The organism is Roseburia sp. OF03-24 (assembly GCF_003463035.1).
Taxonomy (GTDB): Bacteria; Bacillota; Clostridia; order Lachnospirales; family Lachnospiraceae; genus Roseburia; species Roseburia rectibacter.
The window spans coordinates 1,273-22,306 of sequence record NZ_QSCK01000011.1; the positions used below are offsets into that span (position 1 = coordinate 1,273).

Genomic DNA, 21,034 nt, shown 5'->3' on the forward strand with positions numbered 1-21,034 from the left:
TACGTTGCCAGTCAAAAAGTCGAGTTAATTACTGACAGCTATACTAGTGTCAACCCTGCCGAGTAGACCAATTCCCACTTGGCTATTTGCAAGCATCAAAAAAGGACTTTCCGCAAGACTTCATATACCTTTTAACGATAGCCTCTGAGAAAGTCCTTTATCTGCTACACTCTATTTACCTGTCAGGGTTCACCTTTGACATCAAAACTACCGTCTCAACGGTACTTTCGTTGTCCCAACAAAGTTCCTGTGTTTCCCTGTCTCCAAAATACACCGGAAAACGGAACTTTATGTGCTTCAGGAATCTGCCATCTGGCTGCTCCTGCTCGTAAATGTCCACCTGTTCTACAAAGCTGTTAAGAAATTCTTTCTTCTCCAGGTCGGTGAACTTATCATATAGTTTATCAAAATATAAAAGAAATTGATAGACGTTTTCTTCTGATATTTTCTGTTGCCGGATATTCAACAGGCGGTTCTTGACTTCTTCTATACTGTTCTCCACGCCTTCAATCTCATCATACAAACGGTATAACCTTGTCTCCATATCCTGATATTTCTTTTCATAAAATTTATCCATGATGTCCAGACTATCCATCTGCTGTCCAAGTCTTGCTTTTGCTCCGGTCAGCTGCCTGTGCTGTTTTTCCAGTCCTTCAATCTCTTTTTCTATTTCTTCTGTATCTATTCTTGAACCGATTTTATTCAGAATTGCTTCTTCGAATTTAGGATTCTTCACCAGCTTCCGAATAACTTCTTCCACTGCATTGTTAATCTTCTCCTCGCTCCATTGTTTACGATATCCACATTTATGACCATCTACCAGGCGACGATGTTTGCAGGCATAATAGAAATAATCCTTATATAAAGTTCCGTCTTTCTTTTTCTTTCGATTCACGTTTCCATACATACCGCTTCCACATAACGGGCATCTCAATATTCCGGATAAAATATGCTCATGATCGAGACTATGTGTCTTTTCATATTTCACACCTGTTTTTTCCCGTTTTTGATGAGCCAGCTCCCAGTCTGTTTCTGAAACAATCCCTTCATGGATACCATCGTGCAGCATATAATTTTCCTGCTTTACAATACGGTATTCATTTCTTGTACCAGAAACTTTCTCGTTTTTCCTTCGTCCATAAGCCAGCTTTCCACAGTATACCGGATTATCCAGAACGCCTTTTATAAATGATGCGGCAAATGCGTCCAGTGTATTATTCTGTCGTTTTTTCTTTTTATATCCATGCTGGTTCAGCCATGCAGCAATCGCAGAGATTCCCATATTGGTATGAATAAATTTATCATAGATCAGACGAATAATTTCCGCTTCATCCTCTGCAATCTGCAATTCTCCATTTACTAATTCATAGCCATATGGAGCAAACCCACCGTTCCATTTTCCTTCCCTTGCTTTCTGCTTACGTCCCTCCATTGTCTGAACAAGGATATTCTCTCGTTCAATCTCTGCCACCGCAGACAGAACAGAAATCATCAGCTTTCCACTATCTTTTGAGCTGTCAATTCCATCTTCTACACAGATCAGATTCACTCCAAAATCCTGCATCCTCTGCAAAGAATTTAAAACATCTGCCGCATTACGACCAAATCTGGAAAGCTTGAACACCAGTACAAACTGAACCTCATCTGTTCCATTCTCAATATTATCCAACATTCTCTGGAATTCCGGTCTGCCCTCTATGCTCTTTCCAGATTTACCTTCATCGGAATACTCATTTACGATTTCCATATTCTGAAATTCCGCATATCTCTTGAGTTTTTCTTTCTGAGCATCCAGACTGTAGCCATCTACCTGCATGGTTGTGGATACTCTGGTATATATATCGCATTTAATCTTTTTATTCTTCATAATCTTCCTCGCAGTATAACTCTGTTTTATTGTCCCAACCTTATTTTAGTACTTGTTCCAACTATTTTCAATACTTATTTTCCGTATTGACGCATTTCTTCGCCAATCGTATAATTAAATTAGATACAGAGCATTTCTGTTATCAAAATATTGCCCGCCCACCATTGGCGACTTATAAATGATTGGCTCGAAAATATTGTTCGCTTACCGGAAGCGTCTAATAAATGTCCGGCTTGAAAATTATTTAGAAATTATTTTTGTTTTCGATATTGTGTTTTTATCACACATTGCATATACTATAAATACACAAAAAAGCCAAAAAAGAGGAGGTGTTAGTATGGCTACTTCAAGTATTACTCATAATTTTGTCGTATCCAATCCAAATAGCATAAAGCGTTTTGTCGCAGCAATTGACGAAGCTGACCGTGACCGCACACCAAAGCAGACACTTCCCGGACGTCAGTTAACGAACCCACAGGAAATCTTAGCTTTAATGTCAAAAAGGAAGAAAAAACATGTCTGATAAATATTTTACCGTTAATATTCGGGCATATTTGGATAAAGACGAACCGACATATATCGGAGAGGAAAGTCTTTACGACTTACTCTCCGATTTTTCTTGTCCCAAAAATCCCGATGTGGAATACTTTTTATTACATAATGCGATTGAGTTTACCAAAAAAGATCAATCTATCACTTATCTGGTATTTGATGCTGAAGATGCTTCACTGGTTGGTTATTTTTCACTTACAGTAAAACCCATCTCTGTCCGTGCTTCAAATATCAGCAAGACAATGGCAAAAAAGCTGTCCCGTGTCAGTATTTTGGATGAAGAAACACAATCCTATACTACCGCAGCTTACCTGATCGCCCAGTTGGGAAAGAACTATTCTCTTCCAAAGGAAAAACGAATTCCTGGAAATATTCTACTGGGATTTGCACTGGAAACCATATCCAGTCTCAAATATTCCGTAGGTGGCGTTATGGAGTTTCTTGAATGCGAAGATAATGAATTTCTTCTGAGCTTTTATACGCAGAATCATTTCAAGCCATTTGATACTCGTATTACCGTTTCTCAGAATAATGAGCCACACACTCTGCATCAGCTTTTAAAATTTATTTGATTTAAAAGTACATGAAAAAGCGACAGTCTGATTTACATTTTGTATTTCAGGAAACTGCCGCTTCTTTTTCTTCCTTATTCTGTTTTTCTTCCTCCAACTCCCGGAGGACTTCTTCGCCGTACTTATCAATCATCCGTACCAGAAAATCAATGCACCGCTCAAATTCAATATTCTGTTGCATAAGCTCCTCCCGTTATTGTTTGTTCTGAGCTTATTTTACAGAACCTGCCTGAAAACCACATTGAATAGAAATTGATTGTAAATTGACACAATCACTTTAAAAATATCCGCATTTTCTTGAATCGAATGTATGTTCGTGCTATGATAGATATACTCAATCTTAACTACGAAAGGGGAATTTCTATTGAATCGATGCGATTTTTCTTCTATTAGCACTTGCTTAAAAAATCATATCAGCGAAAGTAATCAAATGAGTCAGCCTGATTTTTTATACGAATTATTTGAAGATTTTATGGATGATCCGGCAAATCAGGATTTTTCAATGGATAACGGTCTGGTTTGCCGCTGGATGACTGGTCAGGCTAAAATCAGTCCTAAAATATCCGCTTACTATTCCAAGCCATCCAATCAGGAAAAGTTAGCCCATACCATCCACCAGAATCTTCTTCCACTGATGTCTGACTGTAATATGGCTATACAAGATATTTACACTTTATTCATTCAGGATGACAGCATCTCAGATGCGAAAAAGAAAAATCTGACTCCCTTATATAAACCAGCCAGTTCAAGACTGCTGTTTTTGCAAAACTGATTTCTTTTGGCATGGAACGCCAATTCATCAAACGTAATACCAAAAATCAGAAGCTACTCGCCGGAGGAGCTTTATCCCCCATTGTGCTGGATTATATTATGGACAGTGAGGTTCCGAAACCATGCCGTCATTTTATCGGAAGAGATAAAGAACTGGAAGAATTATATACCATGCTTGAGGAAAACCGTCATATTTTTCTTTGCGGAATTGCTGGAATCGGAAAAAGTGAACTTGCCAAAGCCTACGCAAAGCGGTACATAAAGCAATACACCAATATCCTTTATGTAGAATATACCGGCAATCTTCATCAGGATATTACTGACATGGATTTTATTGACGATCCGCCGGAAAGCACTGACCAGGAACGGTTTCAAAGACATAACCGTTTTCTGCGTTCCCTGAAATCTGATACTCTGCTTATCATAGATAATTTTAATGTCACTGCCACACAGGACAGCTTTCTGTCAGTAGTATTAAAATATCGCTGTCAGATTTTGTTTACAACCAGAAGCAAACTGGATGAATACTGTACTCTGCCATTAAAAGAAATAGAGGATATGAACGCTCTCTTCCAGCTGGCATCAGTATTTTATTCAGAGGCAGACACGTACCGGCCAACAGTTGAAAAGATCATCGAAACTGTTCACTCTCATACTTTTGCCGTGGAACTGGCAGCAAAACTTCTGGAAAATGGAATCTCAACTCCAGACCAGTTATTAACAAGACTTCAGGTGGAAAAAGCATCTTTCCATAACGAAGATAAAATTAAAATAATCAAAGATGGACAAAGCAGCAAAGCCACCTATTACAGTCATATCCATACGCTGTTTTCGTTATACACTTTATCTCTTAAACAGCAGGATATCCTGTGTAATATGTGCTTTCTTCCTTCCACCGGTATTTCTGCCCGTATATTTGCCAAATGGCTGGAATTGCCCACACTAAATGAGATCAACGATTTAATTGAGACTGGTTTTGTCCAAACAACAAAACGTCGCACTATCTCTCTGCATCCGATGATTCAGGAAATCACCCTTTCAGAGACAAAACCATCTGTAACTCGTTGCCACATATTACTGGATTCTTTACAGCACATATGTTTAATGCATGGAATGGAAGTAGCTTATTACAAAAAGCTATTTCAAACAATCGGAAATATCATAGAATTGATTGAAAAGGATGATATACCAAAGTATCTGCTTTTTCTGGAAAATGCATTTCCATACATGGATAACTATAACTACCACAAAGGTATGAATGGAATCATTCAGGAACTAACGGGGCTGTTAAAGACAAAAAACATTGGCACCGATTCTGACCGGGCATTGTTACTGGATTTTCAGGCTACTCTTGAAATCAAGCCAGAAAAAGCAATAAAACTGGAAAAGGATGCACTTGCCCAGATAGAAAATATCACTGCTGACAATGCTCGCCTTGTTTCCAACCTTCATGCCAATCTCGGTGGACTTTACCGCATGAACGGTCATCCCGATCTTGCAAGAGAACACATGGAAAAAAGTATCTCACTGCTTGACCAATTTAACCTGCTTCATATAAATGACAGCATACCTCAGATTGCCAATTATGCAATGTTCCTGACAGAACAGCAGGAACCCGAAAGAGGAATCTCTGAATTGCAAAAATTATCCGGCATCATCAAGGAATACCATTCCGATGACTGTCTGGATTATGCCAAAGTTCAGGAAACCCTTGGAACCATTTATCTGATGACTGCCAATCTTCCGCAAGCCAAAACACATTTTAAAAGAGCTTTCAAAATATATGAAAAGATCTGGGCTGATGAACCAGAAATGATTGAAGCAAAATATCAGGAAATTCAGGAGTTATATCCACAGATTGGATTTTTCATTGGAAAAAATCTATCCGGTCTTTTAACAAAATAAGCATAATTTACGGCGGGCAACTTGCCCGCCGTTATATTCAACTATTCGTCAAATAAATATATGCATCTTCCAAAGTGATATCATTATCCAGGACACAATTCTCATTTGGCTTTCCTTTGCTTAATACTTTCATATGAATTCCATTTTCTACATACTGCTTAGATGATATAGAATAATTGGCTTCTAACAAACGGGCTTCTTCTGCATTTTGTACCGTACAATTCCAAACACAGCCCTTTGCATTTTCCAGCAACCCACTCACGCTTCCAGAATATAAAAAACTTCCCTTTTTCATAATGGCAAGCTGTGTACAGGTTGCTGCTAAATCTTCTACTACATGAGTGGAAAACAGCACAGTTCTATCCTTTGAAAAATCAACCAAAAGATTGCGGATCCTGATTCTTTCTTCCGGATCTAACCCGGTGGTAGGTTCATCAATAATCAAAAAATCCGGATTATTAAGAAGTGCCTGTATGAGTCCGACACGTCTCTTCATACCACCAGATAATTGCCGCATTTTTTTATTCTGATGCTCTGTAAGAGAAGTCTTTTCCAAATAATAGGTAATTCTTTGTTTGAGGTCATTTGTGGATACTCCTGATAGTCCACCCATATATACAAGGCATTCTTTCACCGTAAGATTCGGATATAAGTCGATTTCCTGTGGAAGATAACCAATCTTTTTCTGTATTTTTTCATAATTTCCCTCGTTATACAGAATTCCATCAAGCGAAACCAATCCTTCCGTTTGTTTTAAAACGGTTGTAAGAACCCTCATCAGCGTGGTTTTTCCCGCACCATTCTCTCCCAAAAGTCCGTAAATTCCCTTAGGTATTTCAAGAGATGCCTTATTTACTGCAACTACACCATTTTTAAATCTAACTGTTAAATCATTTATTCTAATACTCATAATCTATCCTCTTTTCTTTAAAGCCATTGGTAATACTGCAAATAAAAACAGCCCCGCTATAAAAGACACAAGCGTTCCATAAATCCAACTCTCGGACATTAATTGAGTAGGTTCACAAAAGCTGAAAGAAAACAATCCCAGATTTCCGAAAAATGAACTTCCCGCTTTTGATATAAGTCCAATGACAATTCCAAATAAACATCCAATACCTGCCCACATATTTCGAAGCAATGTACACAAAATCACAGAGCATATACTCCAAAGCCAGATAGTTCCAAACATTGCAATAAAATATAAAAGAAATATCTGAATACCCGAAATGCCTTCGTTTACACTGCCCGGTTTTTGCCAGAAAAACAAAACATATCCAACACAAGAAAGTATTAATAAATATAATATTTGAACGCCCACTCTCTGCAATATTACTTTTAACTGCTTTTTTTGATCATACAAATGAAATACATCGGCACGCTTACTTTTTACTTCCATCAAATATGTGTCACTACAAAAAATAATTGTTAAAAATGCTATTGGAGACTGAATTGCTGAACCGATTTCTTCATAGTATATAATCGGATGAATAACACACAATATCAGTATAAATGCACATGAATAAAAAATCTTATATAACGACAGGCAGTTTTTTAGTTCCGTTTTCAATGAACCCTCCTCCTTTTCCAGATTGTAACAGAAATACATACTAATATAACTGATGAAATTACAAGAATAATCTGATTTATGTTTGACATTTTGGCTACATGTGTTTCAAAAAATCTGCCAGGGAATCGCACCATAATAGAGAACGGTCTCATATAATAAATATCATTCTTCATGGTCAGCATATTTGAATATATAATGTGTAAAAACAAGATTGGTGCTGCCGGAAGCGGATTTTTAAATATTACCGCTGTAATTGTATAGACACAACATATCATCAAAAGATTCGGAATAATATAGATCAGAGAATTCACGCAAAAATCAATTGATGTTACTGAAAAGCCCGATTCTAAAGACGTTTTCAAACACAGCATAAAGAATATAACATTCAAAATCACTAATACTCCCAGCATACTAATGAATCCGCTTATTACTTTCCCACATATATATTGGACTGCCGTAACAGGCTTTGTATGTAATAATTCATAGGTACTTTTTCGTGTATCCTGAATAAATAAAAATGATAGCAAGACTGTTGCCAAAAAGGCCATATGCAATCCTGCAAAATCCGTAAATTTTTGGGCAAAGTACCAGGAAAAAGAATGTTCGGATAATTTCCGCTCGATATAATGATTGATTTCTTCTGCTGTCCCCTTATGAATTTCAAGGTCCTCATAAGCATATATTGCATTATAATAGCCATATTGGGATTCCAAAAAATCAGAAGCAGTCTTTACATCCATATTCTGAATTTCTTTCATTACATGATCTGCTTCCTGCCTGCTAAATCCAAAACCATTTTGGGAGGTGTCCATTAATGTCTCTTTGATCGTATCTTCCCACTCCCTTCTTCTTTCTTTATCATCAGATGTGGGAATGTACCCATCCATGACATCAGCATCTTCCAATGCTACGTCATTTTGTGTGATCTGTTCATTCTGTTTGATATAATGAATTTGCAAATACGATGACAGACATTGATACATACTGGCAACTATAATAATCAAGCCAATCCACAAAACAGGGTTCTTTAAATAATCAAGTATACTTCTTTTTATGATTGTTTTCATTGTATCTCTTCCTTTCTTTATTTCTTTAACAACATCATACAAATCAATTCTCAATAAATTCACAACAAAAAAGACTAAAACCACTTTATTTGTGATTTCAGCCTTATAAAGTATTTTTATTCAGCTTTGAAAAGAGCTTCTACATGAGCACCGCCTTGTCTGGCATTATATATTTTCAAATTTCCTCCATGCTTTTCACAGGAAATACGAGAAATATACATACCAAGGCCAAAATGCTTTAAATCATCTTGTGGATTCTTATGATAAAATGGCTCTGTTACTTTTTCCTCAGTATCCACAAATCCTATTCCATCATCTTCAACAGAAATTATAAGAAAACCATCCTTTTTCTTTATCTGCAAAGCAATACTTTTTTGTGCATATCGAACCGCATTTTCCAGTAAGTTGTCTGTCACTTCCATGACAAGTTCCTCATCCACTTTCACAATGTTTTGTTCCTGCACTCTTTCTACCTTACATAATTTACTTTCCTTCTTGGACAGCATGGCAGCTTCTGCCTCAATCTTTTTTGCCAGTTCCGATAATTCTATCTCTGAGCATTGCAGTTCCCTCTGTTCTAAATGGGACATTTTTCTCATGTTTTCCGTGAAATGCTCTATACGGTCAATCTGATACATGCCTGTTTGTAAGATATCAATAACATCCTCTGTTTTTATACTCTCAGCAGAAACAAACTCTAAGAGCATTTCCTGATACCCACGCAATATGGAAAGTGGAGAACGTATATCATGTGCAATTGCATTCCGCAAAGCCTTCTCGTCATCAATCATTCGCCACATCTTTCTGTTGTTATCTGCTAAAGCACTTCGCATCATTTCAAATTCTTTACACAAAGTTCCCATCTCATCTTTATTTTCATAGGACACATGAAAATCCAGTTCATTATCTGCAATCATTTGTGAGGCATCTTTTAGTTCCTGTAGAGGTGTCTTTAACTTATTTTTATAAAAAAAGAATACCGCAGCAACACTCCCAACAATCGAAAAAATCAGTACCGAATATGTTTCCATAAAGTCACACATTTCCGAAAGATGATGGTCCAAACGGTTCATCTGCGATTGATTAGGTCTTGATATCTCAATCTCGTATTTCTTTCCATATTGCTGAAACACGTCCGTATAATCTGCATAATCAATATATTTTTCCCATATTTTATTCTGCATATTTCTTGCAAAATGAACTGTAAATCCAGATAACAGAAATGCTGCCGTTAAGGTGATCACAAAATAAAGCAGAATTGTTTTTTTCAGTGACAAGTTTCTTATTTTTTCCATCGGTATCCAATCCCCCATACAGTTTCTATGTATTCTTTTTCTGAATAATCCGCTATTTTTTTCCTTATACGGCGTACTAATTCCGTTATCGTTCTACTGTCCCCTTCCGCATCATATCCACAGACTTGTGCATATATACGTTCTTTATCAAACACCTGCCCTGGATGCATGGATAAGAATTCAATAATTTGATATTCAATTTTTGTGAACTCCATCCTGTGTCCAGCTATAGCTACTATTTTTTCAGAATAATCAATCAGCATTTCATCCATGAAACGGTATTCCGTTTTTTGTTGATGCCTTTCTTCTCTCTTTATGTTTGTGACAATCCTTGCTTCCAACTCCCGAAGACTAAATGGTTTCGTAATATAATCATCCCCACCCGAAAGCAACCCATTAATTTTATCATCTTCATCAACTCTTGCTGTTAGAAACAAAATCGGACATAACACTTTACTGCGTATCAGACGACATACTTCAATCCCATCCATACGTGGCATGTTGATATCCAATAAAATAATATCCGGTTTCATTTTTATTTTATTTAATGCTTCCATTCCATCTGCAGCCGTAATGGTTTCATATTGTTTCATATTAAAATAGCTACAAAGCATTTTCACCAATTCTTTATCATCATCGACAACTAAAATCTTGTATTTCATCCAAACCACCTCCAGTATCCATATTATACGATAAAAAACAATGAAATCACAACAAGAGTACATGAAGAACGTACGCACAATATATCTTTTTTCTCAATTCCAGCTCAATTTCCACTCAATGTCTTTTACCTCCGATTTTCGTATGCTTATCTCACAGCAAAGCAGTACCACACCGGTATGACCTGCTGAATCAATCAATACGAAAACGGAGGTATTTTTTATGCGAGAACTCAAAAACACAAAAATCATCGCTGTAGATCATGGCTATGGCAATATGAAAACAGCAAACACCGTCACGCCAACCGGAATCAAAGCCTATGAAACAGAACCAATCTTCACTGGAAATATCCTGGAATATAACGGCATTTACTACCGGATTGGCGAAGGACACAAAGAATTTATCCCGGATAAAGCTATGGACGAAGAATATTATCTTCTGACGCTAATGGCTATTGCAAGGGAACTGAATGTCTTTTCCATCCGTGAAGCAGATGTTCATCTGGCTGCCGGACTTCCTCTTACATGGATCAGAAATCAAAGAGAAGCTTTTCGTTCCTATCTGCTCCAGAATCCAGAAGTCCATTACCGTTTCAACGGCAAAGAATATCATCTCCACTTTGCGGGATGTAGCCTTTACCCACAGGGATATCCGGCTATTGTAAACCACCTTGGAAATTTCAAGAGAACTAATCTCCTTGCAGATATCGGAAACGGAACCATGAACATTCTGTATATTAACAATAAGAAAGCACAAGAAAGCCGATGCTGGACAGAAAAACTTGGTGTAAACCAGTGCATGATTGCCGCAAAGAACGCTGTTCTGGACAAATTCGGAGTGAAAATTGAAGAATCCACAGTAGAACAGATTCTGCGGTTTGGAACAGCTGACATTTCAGCACCATATCTGGATTGTATCAGTTCTATTGCCAGACAGTATGTGGCAGAACTTTTTTCCACGCTCCGCAAATATGAATATAATCCTGACCTGATGCGCCTGCATGTGGTTGGCGGCGGTGGATGCCTGATCCGTAACTTCGGAACGTATGACAAATCACGAGTCACAATCATTGATGACATCTGCGCCACTGCCAAAGGTTACGAATCTCTGGCTTATATGAGCCTGAAAAGGAGGGGATAAACCATGCAGAACAATATCCGCAACACAAACCTGCGCTTTAATCTGGACAAAGAACAACAGCGGAGAGCCTGGGAATATTTACAGACGATGGACAGGCAGGATTTTAAATCTTACAGTCAGGTAATCTCTCTTGCACTGGTAGATTATTTTGACCGCTACTACCGCACACAGGCTGATCCTTATCTGGAAACAAGAGAACGGGAAGAACTTTTTGTGAAACAGATTGTAGATGCAGTGGAAAACAGTCTGAAACAGGAATTGCCACTTTTTCTTTCCGGACTGACTGTAGGCATGGCGCAAAGGGAGCCCCAAATCAGGGCGTCCTTTCCAACACCTGAAAATTCACAGCCGGATAATGATGTAGACTGGGATTTTCTTGGAGAATAACTGATCGGAGTTGAACACATGACGGACTTTCTGACAGCAGACACCAACCTGCCATCTTATATGATGTTTCCCCGTTTCCTTCTGGACATGGAAATAAACGAAACTGCCAAAATGCTTTATATTATCCAGCTCGACCGGGCAAGGCTTTCCCAGAAAAATGAGGGCTGGTCAGATATCGATGGTCATGTGTTCATTTACTTTACAATTGAAGCACTGGCAGAAGTTCTCCACAAAAGCCAGATGACGATTAAAACTGCTCTGGCAGTACTGGAAAAACAGGAGCTTATCTTCCGAAAACGGCAGGGACCCGGACAGCCCAATCGAATTTATGTAAAACTCCCAAAAGAAACCATCCACTATATCAGAACTGAATAACGCCGCTGATATCGCACACAAACGAATTTATGACCGTATTCTGGAAAGATGTATTCCTGTCCGTATCAATAACCGGAATATCCGTCAGGACAATGCAACAGCTAATTTAAAGCAGGCGAAAAAAATCCTGTTGAACAATCATGCTCCGAACCAGAATTGACTCGAAGAAGTATAACACAATGATTACTTTTCACTGACAGTGGTACTACTTTCTTTCCTCATTTATTACCAGAAATATATCACTGTCAGTTATCTAAAACCATAGTACCAAAGCATAAGATTTTAAAACTAAAACCGCCCGGATACGGGCATAAAAAGGAGGTGCCAGATATGGCAGATAAAAGAATCATGACACCGGAAGAAAAAGCACTTTTACAGGCAAAACACCGCCAGGAAGAAGCCGAAGCAAGAAATCGCAAAAAAGAACGTGATGCCAGAACACACCGATTAGTCCAGGAAGGAGCCATTCTGGAAAGTATTGTTCCCCATATTAAAGAAATGGATTTAGATTCCCTGAAAAGGGAGCTGATGATCCGGCTACGGGGAATGTAAACGCACAAGTTCTACTCCCGAAGGGCGCACTTATTCACCACCTGATAAATCAGGCAGTGGTATCTCCTTCGGGGCTCGTGCGCTCTGCCGAGGGTTTTATCCGCTGTTGCAGGCAACATCGAAAGGAGGTGCCAGATATGGCAATTTATCATATGCAAGCCAAAGTCGTCAGCCGTGGTTCCGGTCGGTCTGCTGTTGCTGCTTCTGCTTATATGAGCTGTAGCCGCATGTACAATGATTATGACGGCATTCAGCATGACTATACCAGAAAGCAGGGTCTGATCTATCAGGAAGTGATGCTTCCTCCAATGGCTCCATCGAAATGGAATGACCGGGAACAACTCTGGAATGCTGTGGAAGAAAACGAAAAGACCAAAGACAGCCGACTTGCAAGAGAATTTGTTGTCGCACTCCCCGTTGAGTTGGATAAAGACAGCAATATTTCTCTTCTTCAAGATTTTATTAAAAAGAACTTTGTAAATATGGGGATGTGTGCTGATTTTGCCATTCACGATACAGATGGTCACAATCCCCATGCTCACATTCTTCTTACTGTCCGACCACTAAATGAAAATGGAACATGGCAGTATAAAACGGAAAAAGAATATCTCTGTATAAAAGACGGGCAAGAAAAAGGCTTTACTGCTTCTGAATTTAAAACTGCTCAGAAACAGGGATGGGAAAAGCAATATCACTATAAAGTTGGGAAAAAGAAAGAATATCTGACTTCCTCTGTTGCACAGGAAAAAGGATATGAACGGATTGATAAACACTCCAAGAGCAGCCGATATGGCAGACAGAATCCTATTTCTGAACAATGGAACAGTGATGAACAACTTTGCATCTGGCGGGCAAACTGGGCAGATGCCGTAAATAAAATGCTTGCACGTAATCAGATAAATGCTACCATTGATCACCGCAGCTTTGCAGATCAGGGAATCACCGAACAGCCAACCATCCATGAAGGCTACATTGCCCAGAATATGGAAAAGAAAGGCATGATAGCAGACCGCTGTGAAATCAACCGTCAGATTCGTGCGGATAACAAAATGCTCCGAGAATTAAAAGCAAAGGTAGCAAAACTGGCTGAAGCTGTAGAAAAGTCTATTCCAATAATAGCTGAAACGTTAGAAGCAATCCGCAATCATATGATTTTTACACAGTATCATTTACTTCATAATGAGATGCAAAAAGAAGTGATCCATGACTGGATGAATCATTTTAATCCAATACTGAATAAATACAACACCGTTAAAAAGAAACTCAAAGCTAAAGTTACGGAACGGAAAGAACTGAATGTACAAAAGGGTAAAACCAGTATTTTGAATCCCATCCAGCATATAAAATTAAATCAGCAGCTTACCACTATTACCGAAGAAATCGAAGAACTGAAATCAAGGAAAGAGCAGCTAATCTTCCAGGCAGAATGCTCTACCGATAAAGATATGACGAATCTATCCAAGAAATACGACCAGATGAATAACAATCTTGATATCCTAGATTCTCAGGACATCTCGCTCAAAAAACAGCTTGAAAAAGATGCCGCCGCTTTCCGGGAAGAAAAATTTCGTCCTGAACCTGAACAGTATACAGAATTGCTGGACACCAGAATCCAGATACGTCCTGATTTCCGGGATAAGCTGATCGAGCAGCTCAAAGGTACTTTTGGTAAGTATTATGACTATCACCGCCGTGATATTGCCGCCAATAAGGTGGATTATCTCAATGTGGAGGATCCTGATGTTTTCTCCCATCGTGCATGGGAACTTGAATATCAGAGGAAACAGGAGATGCGACAAAATCAGCCTGTTCGGACTAAGGAAAGGGCACATGGTATGGAATTATAATCACTTTAAACAACTATAATCTTGCAAAACATTTTCCCAAAATAAAGCATTTTCTAAAGTCTGTATTTCATTTCAAAACGGCGTATGGATTCATCAATTCCATACGCCCAGTTTCAATCAATAATCCTGCGTATATGATTGCACACAAGTTTTCATCATCAGTGTTCCAAATTGTTGCTCCAATATCCCAATATACTCCTTTTTTATATACAACTTAGTACCACTATATAATGGAATGGCATTTCCATGATACTCGCTGTCACCTTTGTAACTCGATGACCATTTTTTCATAATAAAGACAACATCCTTTTCCTGATTGATTGCAATATATCTTCCATTTAAAAAATCAAATTCAATATGAACATCAAGTAATTTAGAAACCGACGTTCCAGGCCATAGATAGTCTTCATCTTCTAGTTCTCGATCTAGCGTTCTAATAAAATCAATCAATGATTCCGGATTATCTAAAATCGTATAAATTTCTCCTTCCTCAACCGCTGTGGCTAAATATTGTTGGAATGGAATTTGATGTTCATCACCAGCTTCTCCTACTATTCCTTGATATGCAAATATCAAAGATGTCTGGTGATAATCGATATGTTTTTTTATCTCAGAGCATCCAATTAGAATATATTCATCTTTATTATTTATGAGAAAAGGCTCGCATGAATTATTCTTGTCATATAGATGATTTTGTGGTTGCATATCTCGACACTTAAATAATTTATACATTCCCTGATAATCAGGTATCAATCGGAACAAAGTCTGTGGAAGCAACTCGGGTTCTCTGTCAATAAAAGCTTTTTCAATAATTGCATGGAGCGCATATTGAATTACATATGACTTGTACACAGTATTGGTTTCAAGAATCTTACTTGCCCCTCCAACAAAATCTTGCATTTTATCGTTCAATCTCCTTGACGCATGCAATTTTTTATAAATTTCTATATAATTAATACCAGAAGTATCAAGTACCTGCATAATTGGATCTCTATATACTGAATTCTCAGCATATTCATCGGTTCCTTCTTGAACCTCTTCTTTTTCAAGATCATATAGTTGTTCTGCCAAGTAAAACTCAACATCTTCCTGTTCCATATAATCAGGTGCATGTTTATCAGAACACACCAAAAGATAACTATTATACACTGTAAATTCGGAAAATATGACGTCTAGAAGCAAATTTCCAGTTGGATAAACAACATTAATTGCACTTATCATCCGATCTATATTCATATCCTTCAGACACCAACCGTAACACCTTACTAAATCTGCAATTGCTATTTGTGTCACAAGATTATATTGTTCATAATGTTCTAGACAAAACACTATTGATTCTGTAAATTCTGAAAATTTCTCTTTTTCAGCAGCATTCGCCAAATAAGCATACGTTGCCAGAAACGATTCCTTACCTCCATCAATAAACCGCATTAATAAGCAATTTCGTAGCTCTAACAGTTCATCCGTTTCTTCAAAAATATTATCACTAGTATACTGATCAAGATTCGGAAAACGAAGTTTCATAATATCAAATACATTTCTCCAAATCTCGACAATAATATCTTTATCATACTCAAATGCAAAAAGTGCGTCCAAAAGGCCTTTTGTAATTCTGCCCGAATGTGAAATAATAACTTCAGGTAATTCACTATAAAACGTATTACGCCCCACATCAGAACTTAGTCGTATACTATTGAGAAATTCATCCTTATCAATTAACGAACTTCCCCATTCATATGAGTAAAGGTACATCAACATATGAACTTCTGACATTTCTTCATCGTCCAGTTCCAGCCGCCCAATGATTTGCAGAATAATATCCTTACGCTTCTGACTATAACTCCAGCCACCAGATTTAGTAATTATGAATCTTAGTAATTCAAGTAAAGTGCCTTTATCATTCTGATAATTTTTAAGGAATCCACAGATATCTTGTACGTCTCGTTCAATTAAATCATGTGTTTCAAACCATTTCTTTGCGTCCTCTGGAGTTAAGGCTTCAAAACATGTTTGAGTGGCTTCAAAAACATCAATTGTTTTCTTATCTTCTTTGTTTTCCATATCGTTAGTTTTCTTTATATGGAAATATTCTATATACTGTGAAACATCAAATCCTGCTGCCTCAACTGTTAATAAAAATTCTTTAATGCTTCCATCTTTCCACGAATCATTGTCCGGCCAAGGATTATCAAGGATATTGTATCTTGAAACGATATTGATAACAAATTCTTTCATCCGAGACTTGATTAGTAATCTTTCATCAACATCTGCTCCTGTGCACATCTGCTCTAATGTTCTGAATATAGATGTGGATGCATCAATTATTCTCGGACTTGTATCATTTGGAAGCGACTCAATCAGTCCAATTACAATATCCAAAAAGCCCAAATCATTGCAATATTTTTCTATAGCAGAACGCAACATACCTTCCACAACCCAGCTTTTTCCAAACTTAATTTGTAACTCAAACAGAAATGCAAGTGCATACCTCGAATCTGTTTTGAGCAATTTATCAAACCAGCGGTTTAAGAAGTGCTTTGTTTCTCTTCCATCAGTATGATTCCAAAGAGCTATTGTCATTTTTGTTATTGTATCCCGTTCCTCCTCTGGATTTCCTGAAACAGATTCAAAAAAAACGTTATAAGAATCCATAATCTGTAACAGAATTATATCTTTATGATATCCATATGCAACAAGATAACGTGTAGAAATATCAAAACATTCTAACGCCTCAGTTTGATTATACTTTGAAATAAGACTAACAAAACGCAACTTTGCCGCAGCTATGCAATCATATACCTCATTTTTTTCTATTTTCTCTTGAGTCCTTAATAAATAAGGTTTTACAATTTCATAATTATTAATAGTCAAAAAGCGAGATATTACCCCCAAAAATTCAGCATCAGTTAATGGACCTCCCATAGTATGATCCAAACTTGTTCCCGTTTCATCATCAAGCCGTTCGAGAATACTCAATGCTTTTTCCAGATCACCAACAGTACCATTTTGAACAATCAGTTCTATTGCCTGTTCATATGACCTTGTTAACTCATTCTGAAGAAAATACAAATCACAAGTACGTGGTTCTCCCTTGAAAACTTCCGTATCCTGTAACAATAATTCCAAATTAGTAATCACTGATTCACAGATTATTTTAGAATTCATTTGTTCTGTGTGTGCACATAATTCTGCCATCTTTACAGAATAGATGATCCAATTATAGAACCAGTTAATATTTTCGCAATCCGAACAGACTGTCTCTATAACTTTCCTATCCCCCTTCTCAGCGAGATAATATATTTGTGAGAATAATTCTATAAAAATTCTTATATCTTTTTCTCCTGGCATCCTCAATGTTTTGATTTTTTCCCATTTTCCAATTGCAACCTCAAAGGAAATTTCACTTTGCGGATAATATCCTGTCTCAATATATGAAAGATAGTTTTTCCAATAAATTAGTTGTTGCTCTTCCGCAATTGAAGCAATTTCATCAAATTCTATATAGTCCTTTAGCTCACCATACGCAATCTCAATACATTGGTTTCTTATTGAAGCTTTTTCTTTTTCTATTGCCTCCATAAGTTTAGGAATGATACTAACTCCTTGTTCATCAAGATAATATCTATAATAATATTTAAGTTCCTCAATCTTGTACTGCTTAGCCTCTATATCTAAATACAATTTCCACCAAGGTGTAATACCAGCTTTCGAAGAAATATAACACGCAATTTTGCCTGTATTCATATCAAAGCTAGGTTTTCCATCAATCTGCATTAACTGATTTAGTTTAGAAGCACCCTTAATATCACAGAGTGCCTGAAAATATTCTTCCCCAGTACTTTCGAATTCGTTCATATCATCGAGCATTGCCAATAATTCACCCGCTGTTATCAACGCAACTAAATTTCTGATTCTAGCCGCACTTCGAATAATACAATTCAGATTCATTCTTATGCGTTTTCTAGAATACCCCTCTGCAACTGCATTAAGAACAAATTTTTTGTCAATCAAGGCAATATTTTCAGCATCCTTCTTGATCTTATACAATAGTTCCGAAAGATAATAAAACGACTTGTCAAATTTAAAAAACGGTTTCTCCTGTAGCCAATCAGTAAGAATACCATAAACATTTTTCTCTATATCAACTTTTCTATTTTCTAATGAAGATAATACAAACCGGCGAAAACTTTCATGATAAATTGAAAAACCACCACTTAACACGTTTTCCGCCAATAATGGATGAAGCATCGATATATCTTGCTCTACAAACTCTCCATCTCCAGTAATCTCCATTAAATCATTTAGACTAAGATAAAAATCTGCCCCGCAAAGTGCATTAACTGTGCGATTATTATGAATCTTTTTATACAAATAGGAATAATACTCAGATAAACTGATATCGTAATCTGGTATTCCGTCAATTAATTCTTTATTTACATTTGAGTTTCGTAACTGACGCAAGATATAATTGAGGTAAAGCGCATTTCCCTGAGATTTCTTAAGTAGATATTCACTTATTGATGAATCATCTCCTTTAATAGTATCATCAGCAATCTGAAAGGTCGCCATCAAGGATTTCACTTGCTTAATACCCCATGGTTCAATTTTAAATATACAGTAACTATTGGCTTTGAATTCATCCAGTGCGTCTATTGGTTGCGATGCTATTGTGACATAGCAGTTATCAGGAAAATGAATTTCCAACAATTCCGAAATAATTTCAGTTTCTGAACGTGAAATAAGATCTTTATGCAGATCATATTCTCTGGAGATATGATCTAGACCATCTACTACTAAATAAAATTCCCCTCCAATAAGTCGAAGCAGATTTTCAAGCTCTGCTTTATCAGCACCCAACATTGTATTCTTATGCTCTACTAATTCTGGATATTGTTCCACAATCTGTGAAACTAGATTACCATATAAAGAAGTTACACGTATTCTCTCTAGACTATTTGTGTCCTGCAATGACTGAAAGCAATTATAATGAATAACTTTACTGTCATCATTCTCAAGTTTATCTATGTATTCATCGACAAGCCAAGACTTTCCAGAACCAGGATTACCAGTAATAATAACACGTTTTGAATCACGAATTGCTCTGTGCAGACTTTCAATCTCATCGTCAAGCATAACCTTATGCGCTGAATCTACCGGAAATCTCTGGTCGAATTTCCCATAATCCCTTATAAATCCAAGGCGTCCCATTAACGTATTGATATAAAGTCTATTCCCCATCGCTCTGGAACGCTTCACTTCCGTAGCAAGCTTATAAATAACTTCTTCTAAGTTTAGATTATCATTTGGATATATTCCTACGCCCAATTTCTCAGCTTGCCGAATAATTACATTTTCTATTCCGCCAGGATTTTTTAAATCAAGACTTGCCTTTGGCATTTCCAGAATAATCGTAAGTTCATTGCAAAATGATAAAAAGGCTTCTCTATCGATGAGCCCTGACTTAACCGCCAAATTAAACTTTCTCCATGTTTTTGGCGGTAGATTTCCCACTGGCCAAAACCCCTCGCCATCAAACGAATATGCAACAATTGAAAAAGGCAAAGCCTGTTCTTGAATAGGTTTCAAAAACTCTACAATCGGATCATCATCATCGGGCCTATTCCACGCAAGGCACAATTTTATCTGAGTATCATTTTCAGATTCTTTTCTCGTTTTCCAAGAAGCAAAAAGATCGCATAATGCCGTATCATGTCCATTTCCATTTGCGAAGTCATCTTTAGCAAGTTTATGGGAATATTCATCATCAGAATACTTAATCTGAAATTCAGTAGTACCATTAGGTGTCTTCACCTTTAGATCATCAAATTTATCTCCACTAAAATCCTTACGATCAATAATTATTTCAGCATCTGTCTGTTTAAGCATTAGTTGTAGGATTATCGAAACAGTAAAATAATCCTGATATTCATATCCTTCATGGATTGGACTCTGCATTTAATGACCTCCTCACCTTAACACTAAGTAAATTAACTTTTCAATTCTTCCCTTATTATCAATATCATACCATCTTCTTACCCCATTTTCTATATAAGCTCTTACAAACACTGAAAAGCTCCCGAAGGAGCTTTCCACGCTTTAAATATACACTAATTCTTTTAACACAATCTCTTCTGCTGCATTTCGGATATTATTTACCGCTCTGACCCATTCCATCTGATCACAAGCTTTCAATTCTTCTGTAATGCCCTGCCTCTCCATCATCTGACGCACCAGAATATCCATTCTCTCCTGCACTTCATCGTCCACCGCATTCAGATGTTCTGTCAATCTGTCTTCCAACATATACAGTGAATACATTGCCGGACGATGCTCTTTCAGATATGTTTTCCGCAACATTCCGTATTTCCCATAATGCGGTTCTTCATTTGTACTGACAAGATTCGGATAGTAAATTCCGTCTGCGCCAAGTGTGTAGGTTCCACCCATTTTTTCAAATGTGCTTTTCATGTGTTA

15 protein-coding genes and 3 pseudogenes are annotated in these 21,034 nt (G+C 37.2%); 9 read left to right on the forward strand and 9 right to left on the reverse strand.

Annotated elements, in window-relative coordinates:
• Nucleotides 1-175 precede the first annotated feature (175 nt).
• Nucleotides 176-1,867 (reverse strand): recombinase family protein, encoded by a 1,692-nt coding sequence (locus DXA60_RS06970; RefSeq protein ID WP_117920620.1) that lies wholly within the window; start codon nt 1,865-1,867, stop codon nt 176-178.
• A gap of 337 nt (nt 1,868-2,204) precedes the next feature.
• On the opposite strand from DXA60_RS06970, the gene DXA60_RS19175 reads away from it, so the two are divergent.
• Nucleotides 2,205-2,390 (forward strand): hypothetical protein, encoded by a 186-nt coding sequence (locus DXA60_RS19175; RefSeq protein ID WP_009245306.1) that lies wholly within the window; start codon nt 2,205-2,207, stop codon nt 2,388-2,390.
• Nucleotides 2,383-2,991, forward strand: a complete 609-nt coding sequence (locus DXA60_RS06980; protein ID WP_117767773.1) for a GNAT family acetyltransferase — start codon at nt 2,383-2,385, stop codon at nt 2,989-2,991. The genes DXA60_RS19175 and DXA60_RS06980 overlap by 8 nt, the downstream gene beginning before the upstream one ends.
• Nucleotides 2,992-3,037: 46 nt before the next feature.
• Here the strand turns inward: DXA60_RS06980 and DXA60_RS19445 are convergent, their stop codons facing one another.
• Nucleotides 3,038-3,172 (reverse strand): hypothetical protein, encoded by a 135-nt coding sequence (locus DXA60_RS19445; protein WP_004844681.1) that lies wholly within the window; start codon nt 3,170-3,172, stop codon nt 3,038-3,040.
• Nucleotides 3,173-3,421: 249 nt separating this feature from the next.
• Between DXA60_RS19445 and DXA60_RS06985 the strand changes: the two are divergent.
• Nucleotides 3,422-5,667, forward strand: a pseudogene (locus DXA60_RS06985) (tetratricopeptide repeat protein).
• A 37-nt stretch (nt 5,668-5,704) separates the two neighbouring features.
• Here DXA60_RS06985 and DXA60_RS06990 read toward each other — a convergent pair.
• The 5 genes from DXA60_RS06990 to DXA60_RS07010 all read right to left on the reverse strand — a co-directional run bounded on the left by DXA60_RS06990 (nt 5,705) and on the right by DXA60_RS07010 (nt 10,261).
• Complete coding sequence (locus DXA60_RS06990; RefSeq protein WP_015540931.1) at nt 5,705-6,577, reverse strand: ATP-binding cassette domain-containing protein; 873 nt, start codon at nt 6,575-6,577, stop codon at nt 5,705-5,707.
• 3 nt (nt 6,578-6,580) lie between these two features.
• Complete coding sequence (locus tag DXA60_RS06995) at nt 6,581-7,237, reverse strand: transporter (protein ID WP_243006803.1); 657 nt, start codon at nt 7,235-7,237, stop codon at nt 6,581-6,583.
• Complete coding sequence (locus DXA60_RS07000) at nt 7,234-8,304, reverse strand: ABC transporter permease subunit (RefSeq protein ID WP_117920688.1); 1,071 nt, start codon at nt 8,302-8,304, stop codon at nt 7,234-7,236. Before DXA60_RS07000 ends, DXA60_RS06995 begins: the two co-directional genes overlap by 4 nt.
• Before the next feature lie 116 nt (nt 8,305-8,420).
• Complete coding sequence (locus DXA60_RS07005; protein ID WP_117920621.1) at nt 8,421-9,599, reverse strand: sensor histidine kinase; 1,179 nt, start codon at nt 9,597-9,599, stop codon at nt 8,421-8,423.
• On the reverse strand, nt 9,587-10,261 hold the full coding sequence (locus tag DXA60_RS07010) for a response regulator transcription factor (protein ID WP_117920622.1): 675 nt from the start codon (nt 10,259-10,261) through the stop codon (nt 9,587-9,589). Before DXA60_RS07010 ends, DXA60_RS07005 begins: the two co-directional genes overlap by 13 nt.
• Before the next feature lie 220 nt (nt 10,262-10,481).
• Between DXA60_RS07010 and DXA60_RS07015 the strand changes: the two genes are divergently transcribed.
• The 6 genes and pseudogenes from DXA60_RS07015 (at nt 10,482) to mobQ (ending at nt 14,560) form a co-directional block, all read left to right on the forward strand.
• Nucleotides 10,482-11,399 carry a ParM/StbA family protein gene (locus DXA60_RS07015; protein ID WP_117920623.1) on the forward strand — a complete coding sequence of 306 codons (918 nt, stop codon included), beginning with the start codon at nt 10,482-10,484 and terminating at the stop codon, nt 11,397-11,399.
• Nucleotides 11,400-11,402: 3 nt separating this feature from the next.
• Nucleotides 11,403-11,786: a hypothetical protein gene (locus DXA60_RS07020; RefSeq protein WP_015560111.1), complete on the forward strand. Its 384-nt coding sequence runs from the start codon at nt 11,403-11,405 to the stop codon at nt 11,784-11,786.
• An 18-nt stretch (nt 11,787-11,804) separates the two neighbouring features.
• Nucleotides 11,805-12,146 (forward strand): annotated as a pseudogene (locus tag DXA60_RS07025) (replication initiator protein A); the annotation flags it as partial.
• A pseudogene (locus DXA60_RS19740) lies at nt 12,142-12,321 on the forward strand (ATP-binding protein); the annotation flags it as partial. The pseudogenes DXA60_RS07025 and DXA60_RS19740, both read left to right, overlap by 5 nt.
• Nucleotides 12,322-12,491: 170 nt before the next feature.
• A complete protein-coding gene (locus DXA60_RS07035; RefSeq protein WP_117767619.1) occupies nt 12,492-12,713 on the forward strand; it encodes a DUF3847 domain-containing protein in 222 nt (73 codons plus the stop codon).
• Nucleotides 12,714-12,850: 137 nt separating this feature from the next.
• Entirely contained in the window at nt 12,851-14,560 is a 1,710-nt protein-coding gene (gene mobQ / locus DXA60_RS07040; protein WP_117920624.1) for a MobQ family relaxase, read from the forward strand.
• Between the two features lie 117 nt (nt 14,561-14,677).
• Here the strand turns inward: mobQ and DXA60_RS07045 are convergent, their stop codons facing one another.
• Together DXA60_RS07045 and DXA60_RS07050 are read right to left on the reverse strand one after the other, a co-directional pair.
• Nucleotides 14,678-20,515, reverse strand: a complete 5,838-nt coding sequence (locus tag DXA60_RS07045; RefSeq protein ID WP_117920625.1) for an ATP-binding protein — start codon at nt 20,513-20,515, stop codon at nt 14,678-14,680.
• 141 nt (nt 20,516-20,656) lie between these two features.
• Nucleotides 20,657-21,028, reverse strand: coding sequence for a TnpV protein (locus tag DXA60_RS07050; RefSeq protein ID WP_117920626.1), 372 nt, complete (start codon nt 21,026-21,028; stop codon nt 20,657-20,659).
• Nucleotides 21,029-21,034: the final 6 nt, after the last annotated feature.

What these genes read in the sequence shown, in the direction of transcription:
- DXA60_RS06970 (WP_117920620.1), bottom strand. Translation starts at nt 1,867, where the DNA reads ATGAAGAATAAAAAGATTAAATGCGATATATATACCAGAGTATCCACA.
- DXA60_RS19175 (WP_009245306.1), top strand. Translation starts at nt 2,205, where the DNA reads ATGGCTACTTCAAGTATTACTCATAATTTTGTCGTATCCAATCCAAAT.
- DXA60_RS06980 (WP_117767773.1), top strand. Translation starts at nt 2,383, where the DNA reads ATGTCTGATAAATATTTTACCGTTAATATTCGGGCATATTTGGATAAA.
- DXA60_RS19445 (WP_004844681.1), bottom strand. Translation starts at nt 3,172, where the DNA reads ATGCAACAGAATATTGAATTTGAGCGGTGCATTGATTTTCTGGTACGG.
- DXA60_RS06990 (WP_015540931.1), bottom strand. Translation starts at nt 6,577, where the DNA reads ATGAGTATTAGAATAAATGATTTAACAGTTAGATTTAAAAATGGTGTA.
- DXA60_RS07000 (WP_117920688.1), bottom strand. Translation starts at nt 8,304, where the DNA reads ATGAAAACAATCATAAAAAGAAGTATACTTGATTATTTAAAGAACCCT.
- DXA60_RS07005 (WP_117920621.1), bottom strand. Translation starts at nt 9,599, where the DNA reads ATGGAAAAAATAAGAAACTTGTCACTGAAAAAAACAATTCTGCTTTAT.
- DXA60_RS07010 (WP_117920622.1), bottom strand. Translation starts at nt 10,261, where the DNA reads ATGAAATACAAGATTTTAGTTGTCGATGATGATAAAGAATTGGTGAAA.
- DXA60_RS07015 (WP_117920623.1), top strand. Translation starts at nt 10,482, where the DNA reads ATGCGAGAACTCAAAAACACAAAAATCATCGCTGTAGATCATGGCTAT.
- DXA60_RS07020 (WP_015560111.1), top strand. Translation starts at nt 11,403, where the DNA reads ATGCAGAACAATATCCGCAACACAAACCTGCGCTTTAATCTGGACAAA.
- DXA60_RS07035 (WP_117767619.1), top strand. Translation starts at nt 12,492, where the DNA reads ATGGCAGATAAAAGAATCATGACACCGGAAGAAAAAGCACTTTTACAG.
- mobQ (WP_117920624.1), top strand. Translation starts at nt 12,851, where the DNA reads ATGGCAATTTATCATATGCAAGCCAAAGTCGTCAGCCGTGGTTCCGGT.
- DXA60_RS07045 (WP_117920625.1), bottom strand. Translation starts at nt 20,515, where the DNA reads ATGCAGAGTCCAATCCATGAAGGATATGAATATCAGGATTATTTTACT.
- DXA60_RS07050 (WP_117920626.1), bottom strand. Translation starts at nt 21,028, where the DNA reads ATGAAAAGCACATTTGAAAAAATGGGTGGAACCTACACACTTGGCGCA.